Origin of the sequence: Enterobacter sp. 22499, assembly GCF_052044815.1 — a bacterium.
GTDB lineage: Bacteria > Pseudomonadota > Gammaproteobacteria > Enterobacterales > Enterobacteriaceae > Enterobacter > Enterobacter bugandensis.
Genome location: NZ_JBQENR010000001.1, coordinates 51,500 through 64,827, shown reverse-complemented (window position 1 = coordinate 64,827; position 13,328 = coordinate 51,500). Strand labels below are relative to the sequence as shown.

Below are 13,328 nucleotides of genomic sequence, written 5' to 3'. Positions count from 1 at the left end.
ATACCTATGTCATTAAGTAAGGACATTCTCGCCGAGCTGGCGGAAATTAAACCCGGTTCCCCTCTGGCATTGGCGCGCGCCACGCGGGATGCCGCCACGCGCCACGCACAGGGCAGCTACGAAATCTTATTTACCCAGCAGGATAGCGATTTTGCGCTCGACGAGCGCTTCGCCGTCGCGGCAAAAGTCGCCAGGTGGCACAACGCGGAGGCGCTGGCCGCGCACTATGCGGGGTTTGGCCTGGCCGACCCAACATCCGAACGCCTGACCCCTGCGCTGCACTTCGCGCGCCTGCTGACGTTCTCTCCCGTCGAAGCCACGCCGTCCGCGTTGACGGCGCTGACCCGGGCGGGCTGGAGCAAGGAAGGCATTGTTACCCTGGCGCAGCTTGTTGCGTTTGTCAGCTTTCAGAGCCGACTCGTCGCCGGGCTGCGGCTGCTAAATGACAAGCCGGTGGTGGCAAGCGATGCGCCGGTGGCGGCAGGCATCTGGCATACAACCGCAACCACGGTCTCCGGGAAGACGGCTCCCGTCGCGTTCACCCAGCAGGAGCTGGGCTGGGAGCCGTGGATCGACGCCAAACCGCTGGCGGACTTCCATGATGACGAGGTTGCCGTTCTGGCAAAATTTGGCCATACCGATTCCGACTACTTCCGCCTGCTGGGGCGCAACCTGCCGGTGCTTGAACAGCGCACGCTAACGGATAAAGGAATTTTTTATACGCCGGGGGGATTGCCGCGCGCCGAGCGCGAGCTGGCCGCAACGGTAACCAGTAAAATTAACGGCTGCATCTACTGCGCCTCTGTCCATGCGCGCAAAGCCAGCCAGCTGTCAAAGGATGACGCGGCGGTAGAGGCCCTGCTGGCCGTGCGTCCGGGACGCTCCCTGAGCGAGGGGCAATCTGCGCGCTGGCAGGCGGAAATTAATTTTGCGGCAGCGCTGTCGGTTACCCCGCCTGCCGCCACGCCGCTGCACCTCGCCGCTCTGGAAAAAGAGGGGCTGGACACCTTAGCCCAGCTGGACCTGGTGCAGTCCGCTGCGTTCTTCGCCTGGGCCAACCGCCTGATGCTGACGCTGGGTGAGCCCTGGCTTGCCTGAATGCAATCAGGCTAGCGCGCGAGCGTTAGCCTGAGCCTGTCTGGCCCGCAGGTAACCGTAGATCAACAGCGCGCTCATGGCCGAGAACGAGAGGAACGCCGCAGGCAGCGTGACGTAGCGCCAGCTAAAGCCGAGGGTAATCATCATCCCACCAAAGTACGCCCCGATCGCGCTGCCGAGATTAAACGCCATCTGCCCTCCGGCCGCCCCCAGCATCTCACCGCCCTTCGCATTTTGCAGAAGCAAAATTTGCAGCGGTGCAGAGAGCGCAAACAGCCCGGCACAGCAGATAAAGCCCATCACCAGCGAGGCCGTTTTCAGTTCGCCCAGGGCGAAAAGCAGCAGCAGCGAGGCGACAATCACCATATCGGTGATGGCCGCAATGCGCAGCGGGCTAAAGCGCCCCGAGAGTTTGCCACTCAGCAGATTGCCCAACACCATGCCAAGGCCCATCAGCATCATGATGGCCGTCATCATCCCTTCGGAAAAGCCAGAAACGTTGACCATAAACGGCTTAACGAAGCTGAACCACGCGAACACGCCAGCATTGCCAAACATGGTGGCGGCAAAAATCAGCCAGGGTTCTGGTTTCTTCAGGAAGTGGAACTGCTCGGACAATTTGATTTCTGATTTGTCATGGATATCCGGCACCCAGAGCAGAACCGAGAGGATAACCAGCGCGTCGAACGCAGCAATCAGGAAAAAGGTATAGCGCCAGCTGAACTGGTGCCCCAGCCAGGTGCCGAGCGGGACGCCCACCAGGTTGGCCACGGTCATCCCGGCGATCATCCCGGCCACCGCGACCGTCACCTTCCCGGGTGGCGCAATTTTAGAGAGGATAATCGCCCCGACGCCAAAAATGGCCCCGTGCGGAAAACCGGAGATCAAACGCCCCAGCGCCAGCCAGAAATACGACGTAGAAAACGTAAACAGGGCATTTCCGACTGCGCACATGGCAACCAGAAACAGCAGCGTCGTTTTTAACGAGAACTTGCCGGAGAACAGCGCCACAATCGGCGCGCCAATCACCACGCCGAACGCATAAAACGAGATCATATTCCCGGCGGAGGGAATCGAAATACCGGTGTCGTGCGCCAGCTCGGTTAACACCCCCATAATGCCAAATTCAGCCATACCCAGGCCAAATGTGCCAAGCGCCAACGAAAATATTGTCTTTTTCATGCCTCAACCACCGGTTAATCATTCGCGAGGGCATTATTAAATAATCTTGTATGGTGAGCCAGTTCAAATCAGCTGGCTGACACGTTAATCCATTAATTCAGGTGGATTACACTTCATAGTGCGGCCTCGCTTTTTCCACGCCGGACAACCTGAGGATTACAATCATGGGAAGCAAAAAGAAAACCCCTGTCGCTGTTGATGTCGTATCGAATGCCCCCCTTAAGACCAAAGAGTATGAAAAAGAGCTCCGCCGCCTGCACGTCGAACTGGTTAAGCTCCAGCAGTGGGTCGTCGCCAAAGGATTGAAGGTGTGCATTGTTTTTGAGGGACGCGACGGCGCCGGCAAAGGCGGCACCATTAAAGCGATCACCGAGCGCGTCAGCCCCCGCGTGTTTCGCGTTGTAGCGCTTCCTGCCCCAACGGATAAAGAGAAAAGCCAGCTCTACTTCCAGCGCTATGTGCCTCACCTGCCCTCGGCGGGTGAAATCGTGATCTTCGATCGCAGCTGGTATAACCGCGCGGGCGTGGAGCGGGTGATGGGGTTCTGCACGGAGGAACAGGCGGAGAAATTTTTAGACGGCGCGCCGGTTATGGAAAAAGCGATGGTCGATGCCGGAATTATCCTGCTGAAGTACTGGCTGGAGGTGACGCCGAAAGAGCAGGAGCGGCGCCTGCGCGACCGCATCAACGATGGGCGTAAGATCTGGAAGCTGTCGCCGATGGATATTAAATCCTTTAACCTTTGGGACGAGTACACCCGCGCGCGCGACGCCATGTTTGAAGCCACTGACACCGCCTGGGCACCGTGGTTTGTCGCGCGTTCTGAAGATAAAAAACGCGTCCGTCTGAATATTATTTCGCATCTGCTTTCGCAGATCCCGTATAAAGAAATTCACGTCGACAAGGTGGATTTACCGAAGCGCAAAATCGGCAAAGTTAAACCCACGAAATACCCGTTCCGCTATGTGGAAGAGCGGTTTTGATATAACTGGAAGGCGGCTCGCAGAATATAGATTACCAGGGGATACAGTATTGTTTTTTGTTGGCGGCGGTTGATAATGGCCGCACCAACAAAGGAGATAGTGATGAAACCAAATCGAAGCAAAGACTATGGCAGAAGGGAGAGCGTGCCGAGTGGCGCCTCCCGAAAAGCCCAGACACCAGCGGCGCAAAGACGACAGCATCAGCAAGATAAAGAGTTCATAAGAGCCATGAATGATTTTACGGCCAAAGCGGGACTATTATCAGACGATCCTTTCTTTGGAGGGATTTAATGTGCTTTCAGTTTGACGTTTACCGTAACCCTTCAGAGAGAACACGGGACTAGCAGCCTTATTTTATGATAATTCAACATGACTATTATGATGATTTATCAACAAGACTGATTATTCCATTAAGTTATCACAACTATTTACGTGGCCATGTCAACGCCGCGGCACCGTTAATAAATATTGATTTTCAGCGATATTTTCTTAATACCGCTGGCATAACACACGTGGAGAAAAAGAAACTACATAATAAAAATTTTGTATGCAACCTTCGCTGCGCGAGAAGTACTGTTATCGCGGCGATAGATGCGCTAGTGACAAATACATAACGTAGGCCCGCGCAAGCGCAGCGCCGCCGGGCAGAGCCGACGGCGCAGGTCTTACTTCATCCCTTCCGTACTTTCCTGTTTCGCCTCCAGCCGTTCCACATCACGATACCAGCGCGGGTGATGTTTCTGCGCCCAGCGGCGGCTCACCTTCCCTTCAATCATCCCTTTGATCGACCCTTTTACCCAGAACGCCATATACATATGGATCAGGATGGCATGAATCAGGATGATGGCAGACGTCGCGTGAATTAGCAGCGCGTAACGCACCACCTGGATCGGGAAGTACTGTGCAAAATACGGACGCCAGATAATCACCCCGGTCACCAGCAGCACAAAAATCATGCTCATGATGGTCCAGAACATCATCTTCTGTCCGGCATTGTATTTCCCAACCTTAGCGACTTTATGCTCGTTACCCTTCAGGACTTCGACAATTCCTTTCACCCACGGGATGTCCTGCTTGTCCGGGATGTTGTGGTGCACGAAGCGCACGAACATAAACATCAGCACCAGGAAAATCAGCACGCCGAAGAACGGGTGCAGAATGCGCCCCATCTGCGGCGTACCGAAGGTTTCCGTAAGCCACTGTAGCGTCGGGAAAAAGAACGAAATGCCGGATACCGCCACCAGGAAGAAGCAAATGACCACCGTCCAGTGACAGGCGCGATCGACAAATTTGGTGCGCACTATCATTTTCGACTTACTCATGATGCTCCTCCTCGTCGTCATCCACCTCTTTATTCGGCCCGATACCGATGTAGTGATAAATCAACCCCGCAAAGGTGGCGATAAAGCCCGCCGCTGAGAGCGGTTTAAGCGCCCCTTTCCACAGGTTGATGGAGGTATCGATCGCCGGCTCTTTCGGCAGGTTGTGATACAGCTCCGGCTGGTCGTTGTGATGCAGCACATACATCACGTGCGTGCCGCCCACGCCCTGCGGGTTGTAAATGCCTGCCTTATCGTAGCCGCGCGCTTTCAGCTTGTCCACGCGCTCTTGCGCCACGTCGAGCATCTCTTTTTTGGTGCCGAAGTGGATCGCACCGGTCGGACAGGTCTTCACGCAGGCAGGCTCCTGCCCGACGCTGACGCGGTCCACGCACAGCGTGCATTTGTATACCCGGTTATCCTCTTTATTGAGGCGCGGGATATTAAATGGACAGCCCGCGATGCAGTAGCCGCAGCCGATGCAGTTGTCCTGCTGGAAGTCGACGATCCCGTTGGCGTACTGAATTATCGCCCCGGCAGACGGACACGCCTTCAGGCAACCCGGATCTTCACAGTGCATACAGCCGTCCTTGCGGATCAGCCACTCCAGCCTGCCGTTCTGGTCGGTTTCGCTAAAGCGCATCACCGTCCAGGATTTGGCGCTCAGATCCGCCGGGTTATCGTAAACCCCGACGCAGTGTCCCACCTCGTCGCGGATGTCGTTCCACTCTGAGCAGGCCACCTGGCAGGCCTTACAGCCCACGCAGGAGGAGACGTCGATAAGCTTGGCGACCTCTGCCTTATAGTCCCGCGCGCGAGGCGCGGGGGTGATCGGGTTGGTCGCGGAGCGTTTAATAATGTCTTGTGTTTCCATCGCCATTTAATCGCTCCTTACGCTTTCTCGATGTTGACCAGAAACGCTTTGTACTCCGGCGTTTGCGAGTTGGAATCGCCGACGTTTGGCGTCAGGGTGTTGGCGATATAGCCTTTCTGCGCCACCCCTTCAAAGCCCCAGTGCAGCGGAATACCGACAGTTTCCACCTGCTGGCCGTGCACGTTCAGACTTTGCAAACGACGGGTCACCACCGCCACGGCGCGAATAAAGCCGCGCTTGCTGCTCACCTTGACGCGATCGCCGTTGGCAATGCCTTTCGCCTTCGCCAGCGTTTCGCTTATCTCCACAAACTGTTCCGGCTGCGCGATGGCATTAAGCCGCGCGTGCTTGGTCCAGGTGTGGAAATGCTCGGTCAGGCGGTAGGTCGTCCCCACGTACGGGAATTTGTCCTTTTTGCCTAAGCGCAGCACGTCCTCTTCGTAGATGCGCACCACCGGGCTTGAGACCACGTTCGGGTGCAGCGGGTTGGTCCCCAGCGGCGTTTCCATCGGCTCGTAGTGTTCCGGGAACGGCCCTTCTGCCAGCTTGTTGAGGGCGAACAGGCGCCCCAGCCCTTCCGGCTGCATGATGAATGGCCCGGTGTTGCTGCCCGGCGCGGCGGTGTTGTAGTCCGGAATGTCGTTCCCCGTCCACTTCGCCCCGTTCCACTGGATCAGCATCCGTTTCGGATCCCACGGCTTGCCGTTCACGTCGGCGGACGCACGGTTGTACAGCACGCGACGGTTCAGCGGCCACGCCCAGGCCCAGCCCAGGGTATTGCCCAGGCCTGACGGGTCAGCGTTATCGCGGTTAGCCATCTGGTTACCCTGCTCCGTCCAGCTGCCGGTGTAGATCCAGCAGGAAGAGGCGGTAGTACCGTCGTCACGCAGCAGCGCGAAGCTGTTCAGCAGCTGGCCTTTCTTCGCCACCAGGTTGCCCTTGGCGTCGTAGAGATCCGCCAGCGCCACGCCGTTGTTCTCTTTCGCGACTTCCTCAGACTCAGGACGATCCGGCTGCTTGTAGTGCCAGCTCATCTTCAGCAGCGGCTCAGCGCCTTTGCCGCCTTCGGTGCGGTACATTTCGCGCAGACGATGATAAATGCCGGCCAGGATTTCGCCGTCGTTACGCGCTTCGCCCGGTGCGTCCTGCCCTTTCCAGTGCCATTGCAGCCAGCGGCCGGAGTTGGCAATAGAGCCGTCCTCTTCCGCAAAGCAGGTGGATGGCAGGCGGAACACTTCGGTCTGAATCGACGCCGGATCGACATCGTTGGATTCCCCGTGGTTCTGCCAGAAGGTGGAGGTCTCGGTCACCAGCGGATCGATAACCACCATGTACTTCAGCTTGCTGAGGCTGCGAACGACTTTGTTTTTATCCGGGAATGACGCCACCGGGTTAAAGCCCTGGCAGATATAACCGGTGACGTCGCCCTTATCCATCATGTTGAAATACTTAATGACGTCGTAAGCCTGGTCCCACTTGGGCAGCCACTCAAAGCCCCAGTCGTTCTCCTTCTGCGCCGCGTCGCCGTAGAAGGATTTCATCAGGCTGACGTAGAACTTCGGATAGTTGCTCCAGTAGTTCACCTGGTCCGGCAGCGTTGCTTTTGGCGTATTAGCTTCAAGATACGCTTGCAGACTGGCCTGCTTTTCCGACGGCAGCGTCAGGTAGCCCGGCAGGCTGGTGGAGAGCAGGCCGAGATCGGTTAAGCCCTGAATGTTAGAGTGGCCGCGAAGGGCGTTCACGCCGCCACCGGCCATCCCCATGTTGCCGAGCAGCAGCTGGATCATCGCCATGGTACGGATGTTCTGCGCGCCCACGGTGTGCTGCGTCCAGCCCAGCGCGTACAGGAACGTGGTGGTTCTGTCAGCGGCGCTGGTGGAGGCCAGCACCTCGCACACCTTCAGGAAGTCCGCTTTCGGCGTGCCGCAGATGTTCTCCACCACGTCCGGCGTATAGCGGGAAACGTGCTGCTTCAGCAGGTTCCACACGCAGCGCGGATGCGTCAGCGTTTCATCCCGCATCGCATAGCCGTTTTCATCGAACTGATAGTTCCAGGACGTTTTGTCGTACTGGCGTTTTTCAGCGTCATAGCCGCTGAACAGCCCGTCATCGAAGGCAAAATCATCCCGCACCAGCAGGTTCGCGTTGGTGTAATGCTTAACGTAGTCCGCGTTAATTTTGTTGTTTTCGATCAGGTACAGCAGAACCCCGGAGAGGAACGTAATGTCCGTACCGGAGCGGATCGGCGCATAGATATCGGCCACCGATGCCGTACGCGTAAAGCGCGGATCGACGACGATAAGCGTCGCATCGTTGTTGTTTTTCGCTTCCATCGCCCAGCGGAAACCCACCGGATGGGCTTCAGCGGCGTTACCGCCCATCACCACCACGACGTTGGCGTTTTTAATATCAACCCAGTGGTTGGTCATCGCACCGCGACCAAATGTTGGAGCAAGACTTGCTACCGTTGGTCCGTGTCAGACGCGCGCCTGGTTGTCTACCGCCAGCATGCCGAGAGAGCGCACAAATTTTTGCGTCAGCATGCCGGTTTCATTACTTGCCGCAGATGCGCACAGCATCCCGGTAGAGAGCCAGCGGTTGACCGTCACGCCGTGCTCGTTCTTTTCAATAAAGTTGGCGTCACGGTCGGCTTTCATCAGTTTTGCAATACGGGAGAACGCCTCATCCCAGGAGATGCGCTGCCATTTGTCGGAGCCCGGCGCGCGGTATTCCGGGTAGCGGAGGCGGTTTTCGCTGTGGACATAGTCCAGCAGTCCCGCCCCTTTCGGGCACAGCGCCCCACGGCTCACCGGATGATCCGGATCCCCTTCAATATGGTAAATCGCTTCTCTGGCGTTTTTCGCGCCATCGCCCAGGCTATACATCAATAGCCCACAACCCACGGAGCAGTATGTGCAGGTGTTACGGATCTCTTTCGCACGCAGCAGCTTATAGTTGCGTGCCCGAGCCAGCGCCATTTTGGGAGCAAATCCCAGCATTGCGGCTGTGGTTCCGGCCATACCGCCCGCGCAGATTTTGAAAAATTGTCTGCGGCTGACGTCCATTGTTGTCCTCGTTATCTGATAAGACTTCGCGCCGCAAACTAACATTAAAGCCCCTGTTTTTTTTGCGTCAAATCAAGGTCGCCTGACGTCGCCCCCTTAATAGTCACCGCTGCCGCGTTTGAATACCCCTTAAGGGTTAAACACGTAAGAGAATAATTCGCGACAGGGTCAGAATTAATGCTATACATTTTCCCTTTGATTTTATTAGCGATGAAAACGTAATGGACAGAAAGAGAGCAACGCTCACGGGACTGGCGGCGATACTGCTATGGAGCACAATGGTGGGCCTGATTCGCAGCGTAAGCGAGGGGCTGGGGCCCGTCGGCGGCGCGGCGATGATTTACACCCTCAGCGGGTTATTGTGCCTGGTAACGGTAGGATTTCCTGATATTAAACGTTTTTCACCCGGGTATCTTATTGCAGGCAGCGTACTGTTTGTCAGTTACGAAATTTGTCTGGCGTTGTCGTTAGGCTATGCCGCCACGCGAGCGCAGGCCATAGAAGTCGGTATGGTTAATTATCTCTGGCCGAGCCTGACGATCGTCTTTGCTATTTTATTCAACGGACAGAAATCAACGCTGTGGGTCGTCCCCGGTTTAGCTATCGCTCTGCTCGGCGTGTGTTGGGTATTAGGAGGTGAGCAAGGATTACACATTGATGAAATAATCCGTAATGTCGTCTCTAATCCCCTTAGCTATACGCTTGCTTTTGCCGGAGCATTTATCTGGGCCGCCTACTGCACCGTAACCGCCAAATTTGCCAAAGGGCAAAACGGTATTACCCTCTTTGTTTTGCTCACTGCGCTGAGCCTGTGGGTGAAATATACCATTAGCGATCAGCCAGAAATGGTGTTCAGCTTTCCGGTTATCGTGAAGCTCGTTATGTGCGGCATTGCGCTTGGGTTTGGCTATGCGGCATGGAATATTGGCATTCTGCACGGTAACGTCACGGTGCTGGCTGCCGTATCCTATTTTACTCCCGTGCTCTCTGCCGCGCTTGCAGCCGTGCTGCTAAGCTCACCCCTCTCTTTTTCGTTCTGGCAGGGCGCGCTGATGGTCTGCGCCGGGTCATTGCTCTGCTGGTACGCTACACGAAAATAGGGTCCAGATTTATGCCGGGTTCGATTAAATCCGGCATAAAAATTAACATAAATTTAATATGTGATCACATTGTAATATATTAATCAGAACATTAGTGCATTTGTTGATGTTCTGTTTATATTAGCTTCTTTCGTCAATTCCCCCGACATCAAATTGACATAACCTGACACCGCTGCGTAACTACTTCCCTGCGAATATTACCGCTATTAATAACACGAAATGCAATAATATTCGCCATCATGGTTGCCAAAAAATAAACTCATTCTGATTAAATAATCGCCACAATATTTTATTCAGCCGTCATTAACCCGATCTCGATCACACTAAATGAAATTATTACTCATATTTTGAAACTTATTATTGAAAGACAACTACAAGATTTTTAAAAATAGCACGCCATTGACGAACAGCCTCGTTTAGAAATCGTTCGCGATGGTTCAGGAAATACTGAAAAAAATTATAAGGAATATTTAAGATGAAACTTAAATTAGTTGCAGTGGCAGTCACTTCCATGTTGGCAGCAGGCGTTGTAAACGCAGCTGAGATTTATAACAAAGACGGTAACAAGCTGGATCTGTACGGTAAAGTGACAGGTCTGCACTATTTCTCTGATGACGCAGGCGCAGACGGTGATAAAACCTACATGCGTATCGGCTTCAAGGGTGAAACCCAGGTTAACGACCAGCTGTCCGGTTATGGCCAGTGGGAATACCAGATTCAGGGTAACAAGGACGAAGGCGACAACCAGTCCTGGACCCGTGTGGCCTTCGCAGGTCTGAAGTTCGCTGAAGCCGGTTCATTCGATTACGGTCGTAACTACGGCGTGATTTACGACGTGACCTCCTGGACCGACGTTCTGCCAGAATTCGGCGGTGACACCTACGGTGCCGACAACTTCCTGCAGTCTCGTGCAAACGGCGTGGCAACTTACCGTAACCAGGACTTCTTCGGTCTGGTTGACGGCCTGAACTTTGCCCTGCAGTACCAGGGTAAAAACGGCAGCGTAAGCGGTGAAAACACCAACGGTCGCAGCCTGCTGAACCAGAACGGCGACGGCTACGGCGCGTCCCTGACTTACGATCTGGGTGAAGGCTTCAGCGTCGGTGGTGCAATGTCTTCCTCTCGCCGTACCGCTGACCAGAATGCGGCTGGCGTATACGGTGAAGGCGACCGCGCTGAAGTGTACAGCGGCGGCGTGAAGTACGACGCGAACAACGTTTACCTTGCCGCGCAGTACTCTCAGACCTATAACGCAACCCGTTTCGGTACCTCTAACGGTAACCGCAGCGACATCTACGGCTTTGCAAACAAAGCGCAAAACTTCGAAGTTGTGGCTCAGTATCAGTTCGACTTTGGCCTGCGTCCATCCATCGCTTACCTGCAGTCTAAAGGCAAAGACATCGAGAACTTCGGCGACCAGGATCTGGTTAAATACATTGATGTCGGCACCACCTACTATTTTAACAAAAACATGTCCACCTACGTGGATTACAAAATCAACCTGCTGGACGACAACCAGTTCACTCGCCAGGCAGGTATCGGTACCGACAACATCGTGGCGCTGGGTCTGACCTACCAGTTCTAAGATTTGTCAGTACAAAAGCCAGCGTAACACGCTGGCTTTTTTTATCTTCCGCTTTTACCCGACAGACAACTCCCCACCTGCCGCCCGACGCAGCCAGGTTTGCAGCAGCTTGCCGTCTTCGGTCATCTCTGAATCTGAGCGCACGCAGAGGTAATAATCGCGCCCGTCATCAATCGGTAAGTCAAATATCTTGACCAGCTCGCCGCTCTCAAGATATGGCGCAATCAGCGGCTCACGCATGAGCGCACATCCCAGCCCTGCCTGAACGCCCGCCAGCGTCAACAGCCCGTCTTCAAACAGCGGGCCGCTGCGCCGGAGTGGTCGTTTTACCCCCTGCAACAAAAACCACTGCGTCCAGCTCGTACGCTCTTCATCGTGCAGCAGCGGCATTTGCAGCAGCTGTTCAGGCGTGTCGATATGGCCATGAACGCGCAAAAACGCGCGGCTGCACACCGGCACCATCTGGCCGGAAATCAGCTTTTCACTCTGATACCCCGCCCACTGCCCGTTACCAAAACGAATCGACATATCCGACGCGTCGCTCAGATAGTTACGGTGATTGGCATACACCACGTTGATCTCGGTTTGGGGATTGGCGCGCATGAACGCAGGCAAGCGCGGGATAAACCACCCCATACCAAAAAGCGGAATCAGGCTGATGGTGACCTGACGCGTTTGCGCCTGCTCCGCCAGGTGCTCCGTCGCCTGGCGCAACACGTTAAAGGCCGCTCGGATCGAGCGGTAATATTCCCGCCCGTGCTGGCTCAGCACCAGCCTGCGTCCCTGACGTTCCGTGAGCGGCATTTGCAGGTATCCTTCGAGCACCTTGAGCTGATGGCTGACGGCCGACGGAGAGATATCCAGCTCCTGCGCGGCCAGCGTGACGCTCCCCAGCCTGGCGATGGCCTCGAATGCACGTACGGCCCGAAGCGGCGGATCGTTTGCCAGGCGGCTCTCTGCAAACGCCGTCAGGCTCGCCAATTGTTCTGTTTTATTCATATGTTGATTTCTTTAGGCTTTTCACCCAAAAGCAGGCTTTAACTATTTTCATTTAAATCATAAACATAAAACAATATTTATTTATCATAAGAAATAATAGATGCGTATTTTACAATTTAATTCATTTATTGGATGGTAGCCGCAGAACGAGCACTTTGCGGGTACAGACGTTGGATACACTCATACAACAACTGATCAACGGTGTGATGCTGGGAAGCATCTACGCGCTGATCGCGCTGGGCTATACCATGGTGTATGGCATTTTGCGCATTATTAACTTTGCCCACGGCGATATTCTGATGGTCGGCGCGCTCACCACGCTCTCCGCCATTAACGCCCTGAACAGCACCTTCCCGCATATGCCGCTGCTGTTGCAGCTCGGCGTTGCCCTGATGATTGCCATGGCCGTTTGCGCCCTGCTGGCCATGGCCGTGGAGCGCTTTGCCTACCGTCGACTGCGCAACGCTCCGCGCCTGGCGCCGCTGATCTCGGGTATCGGCGTCTCCGTCCTGCTGCAAACCGTGGCGATGATTATCTGGACGCGCAACCCGCTGATGTTTCCGCAGATCCTGCCCATGGATCCGATTACCGTGACGTCAGGAAGTGAAATGCACCCTCCCGCCATCGTGACCGTTACCGGTATTGTCACCGTGGCGCTGGCGCTGGCGGTGATGATCGGGCTCTGGCTGCTGGTGGAATACACCCGCCTGGGGCGCGGTATGCGCGCCGTGGCGGAAAATCCGCGCGTGGCCACGCTGATGGGGGTTAACCCAAACGCCATTATCACCCTGACGTTTGCGATTGGCGGGGCGTTTGCCGCGCTGGCAGGCGTAATGATGGCCAGCAACTACGGTAACGCCAGCTTCTCGATGGGCTTTTTACCCGGGATCAAGGCCTTTACCGCCGCAGTGCTGGGGGGCATTGGCAACATTCGGGGCGCCATGATTGGCGGCATCCTGCTCGGCATTATCGAAGCGCTGGGCGCAGGCTACCTGGGTGAACTGACCCACGGTGTATTTGGCAGCAACTATCAGGATGTCTTTGCCTTTATGGTGCTGATCCTGGTGCTGGTCTTCCGTCCGGCTGGCCTGCTGGGCGAGCGCGTAGCGCACAGGGCGTAAGG

Annotated in this window: 12 protein-coding genes; 7 read left to right on the top strand and 5 right to left on the bottom strand. The window is 55.4% G+C overall.

Annotation, left to right across the window (positions count from 1 at the left end):
* Positions 1-6: 6 nt before the first annotated feature.
* Positions 7-1,098 carry an alkylhydroperoxidase domain protein gene (locus ACTJI7_RS00295; protein ID WP_063154180.1) on the top strand — a complete coding sequence of 364 codons (1,092 nt, stop codon included), beginning with the start codon at positions 7-9 and terminating at the stop codon, positions 1,096-1,098.
* A 6-nt stretch (positions 1,099-1,104) separates the two neighbouring features.
* Here ACTJI7_RS00295 and araJ read toward each other — a convergent pair whose 3' ends face one another.
* A complete protein-coding gene (araJ, locus tag ACTJI7_RS00290; protein ID WP_041909850.1) occupies positions 1,105-2,280 on the bottom strand; it encodes an MFS transporter AraJ in 1,176 nt (391 codons plus the stop codon).
* A gap of 164 nt (positions 2,281-2,444) precedes the next feature.
* On the opposite strand from araJ, the gene ppk2 reads away from it, so the two are divergent.
* The 3 genes from ppk2 to ACTJI7_RS00275 all read left to right on the top strand — a co-directional run bounded on the left by ppk2 (position 2,445) and on the right by ACTJI7_RS00275 (position 3,877).
* Positions 2,445-3,263, top strand: a complete 819-nt coding sequence (gene ppk2, locus ACTJI7_RS00285) for a polyphosphate kinase 2 (RefSeq protein WP_045630464.1) — start codon at positions 2,445-2,447, stop codon at positions 3,261-3,263.
* A 102-nt stretch (positions 3,264-3,365) separates the two neighbouring features.
* Positions 3,366-3,554 carry a hypothetical protein gene (locus tag ACTJI7_RS00280; RefSeq protein WP_048960001.1) on the top strand — a complete coding sequence of 63 codons (189 nt, stop codon included), beginning with the start codon at positions 3,366-3,368 and terminating at the stop codon, positions 3,552-3,554.
* Between the two features lie 65 nt (positions 3,555-3,619).
* A complete protein-coding gene (locus ACTJI7_RS00275; protein ID WP_237764626.1) occupies positions 3,620-3,877 on the top strand; it encodes a CcdB family protein in 258 nt (85 codons plus the stop codon).
* A 51-nt stretch (positions 3,878-3,928) separates the two neighbouring features.
* Here ACTJI7_RS00275 and fdnI read toward each other — a convergent pair whose 3' ends face one another.
* The 3 genes from fdnI to fdnG are packed head-to-tail and all read right to left on the bottom strand — an operon-like array spanning position 3,929 to position 8,521.
* Positions 3,929-4,585, bottom strand: coding sequence for a formate dehydrogenase-N subunit gamma (gene fdnI / locus ACTJI7_RS00270; RefSeq protein WP_063154182.1), 657 nt, complete (start codon positions 4,583-4,585; stop codon positions 3,929-3,931).
* Entirely contained in the window at positions 4,578-5,462 is an 885-nt protein-coding gene (gene fdxH, locus ACTJI7_RS00265) for a formate dehydrogenase subunit beta (protein WP_047368615.1), read from the bottom strand. Before fdxH ends, fdnI begins: the two co-directional genes overlap by 8 nt.
* A gap of 11 nt (positions 5,463-5,473) precedes the next feature.
* Positions 5,474-8,521, bottom strand: a complete 3,048-nt coding sequence (gene fdnG / locus ACTJI7_RS00260; protein ID WP_440669454.1) for a formate dehydrogenase-N subunit alpha — start codon at positions 8,519-8,521, stop codon at positions 5,474-5,476.
* Between the two features lie 221 nt (positions 8,522-8,742).
* Between fdnG and yddG the strand changes: the two genes are divergently transcribed.
* Both yddG and ACTJI7_RS00250 read left to right on the top strand, forming a co-directional pair.
* Entirely contained in the window at positions 8,743-9,621 is an 879-nt protein-coding gene (yddG, locus tag ACTJI7_RS00255) for an aromatic amino acid DMT transporter YddG (RefSeq protein WP_028013255.1), read from the top strand.
* A 475-nt stretch (positions 9,622-10,096) separates the two neighbouring features.
* On the top strand, positions 10,097-11,206 hold the full coding sequence (locus tag ACTJI7_RS00250) for a porin OmpC (protein WP_028013256.1): 1,110 nt from the start codon (positions 10,097-10,099) through the stop codon (positions 11,204-11,206).
* 54 nt (positions 11,207-11,260) lie between these two features.
* On the opposite strand, the gene ACTJI7_RS00245 is transcribed toward ACTJI7_RS00250, so the two are convergent.
* On the bottom strand, positions 11,261-12,205 hold the full coding sequence (locus ACTJI7_RS00245; RefSeq protein ID WP_028013257.1) for a LysR substrate-binding domain-containing protein: 945 nt from the start codon (positions 12,203-12,205) through the stop codon (positions 11,261-11,263).
* 170 nt (positions 12,206-12,375) lie between these two features.
* On the opposite strand from ACTJI7_RS00245, the gene ACTJI7_RS00240 reads away from it, so the two are divergent.
* Positions 12,376-13,326 (top strand): branched-chain amino acid ABC transporter permease, encoded by a 951-nt coding sequence (locus ACTJI7_RS00240; RefSeq protein WP_063154187.1) that lies wholly within the window; start codon positions 12,376-12,378, stop codon positions 13,324-13,326.
* Positions 13,327-13,328: the final 2 nt, after the last annotated feature.

Excerpts from the sequence above, each read along its gene's own strand:
- ACTJI7_RS00275 (WP_237764626.1), top strand. The coding sequence starts at position 3,620 with ATGATAATTCAACATGACTATTATGATGATTTATCAACAAGACTGATT.
- fdnI (WP_063154182.1), bottom strand. The coding sequence starts at position 4,585 with ATGAGTAAGTCGAAAATGATAGTGCGCACCAAATTTGTCGATCGCGCC.
- ACTJI7_RS00245 (WP_028013257.1), bottom strand. The coding sequence starts at position 12,205 with ATGAATAAAACAGAACAATTGGCGAGCCTGACGGCGTTTGCAGAGAGC.
- ACTJI7_RS00250 (WP_028013256.1), top strand. The coding sequence starts at position 10,097 with ATGAAACTTAAATTAGTTGCAGTGGCAGTCACTTCCATGTTGGCAGCA.
- ppk2 (WP_045630464.1), top strand. The coding sequence starts at position 2,445 with ATGGGAAGCAAAAAGAAAACCCCTGTCGCTGTTGATGTCGTATCGAAT.
- ACTJI7_RS00280 (WP_048960001.1), top strand. The coding sequence starts at position 3,366 with ATGAAACCAAATCGAAGCAAAGACTATGGCAGAAGGGAGAGCGTGCCG.
- fdxH (WP_047368615.1), bottom strand. The coding sequence starts at position 5,462 with ATGGCGATGGAAACACAAGACATTATTAAACGCTCCGCGACCAACCCG.
- ACTJI7_RS00295 (WP_063154180.1), top strand. The coding sequence starts at position 7 with ATGTCATTAAGTAAGGACATTCTCGCCGAGCTGGCGGAAATTAAACCC.
- yddG (WP_028013255.1), top strand. The coding sequence starts at position 8,743 with ATGGACAGAAAGAGAGCAACGCTCACGGGACTGGCGGCGATACTGCTA.
- araJ (WP_041909850.1), bottom strand. The coding sequence starts at position 2,280 with ATGAAAAAGACAATATTTTCGTTGGCGCTTGGCACATTTGGCCTGGGT.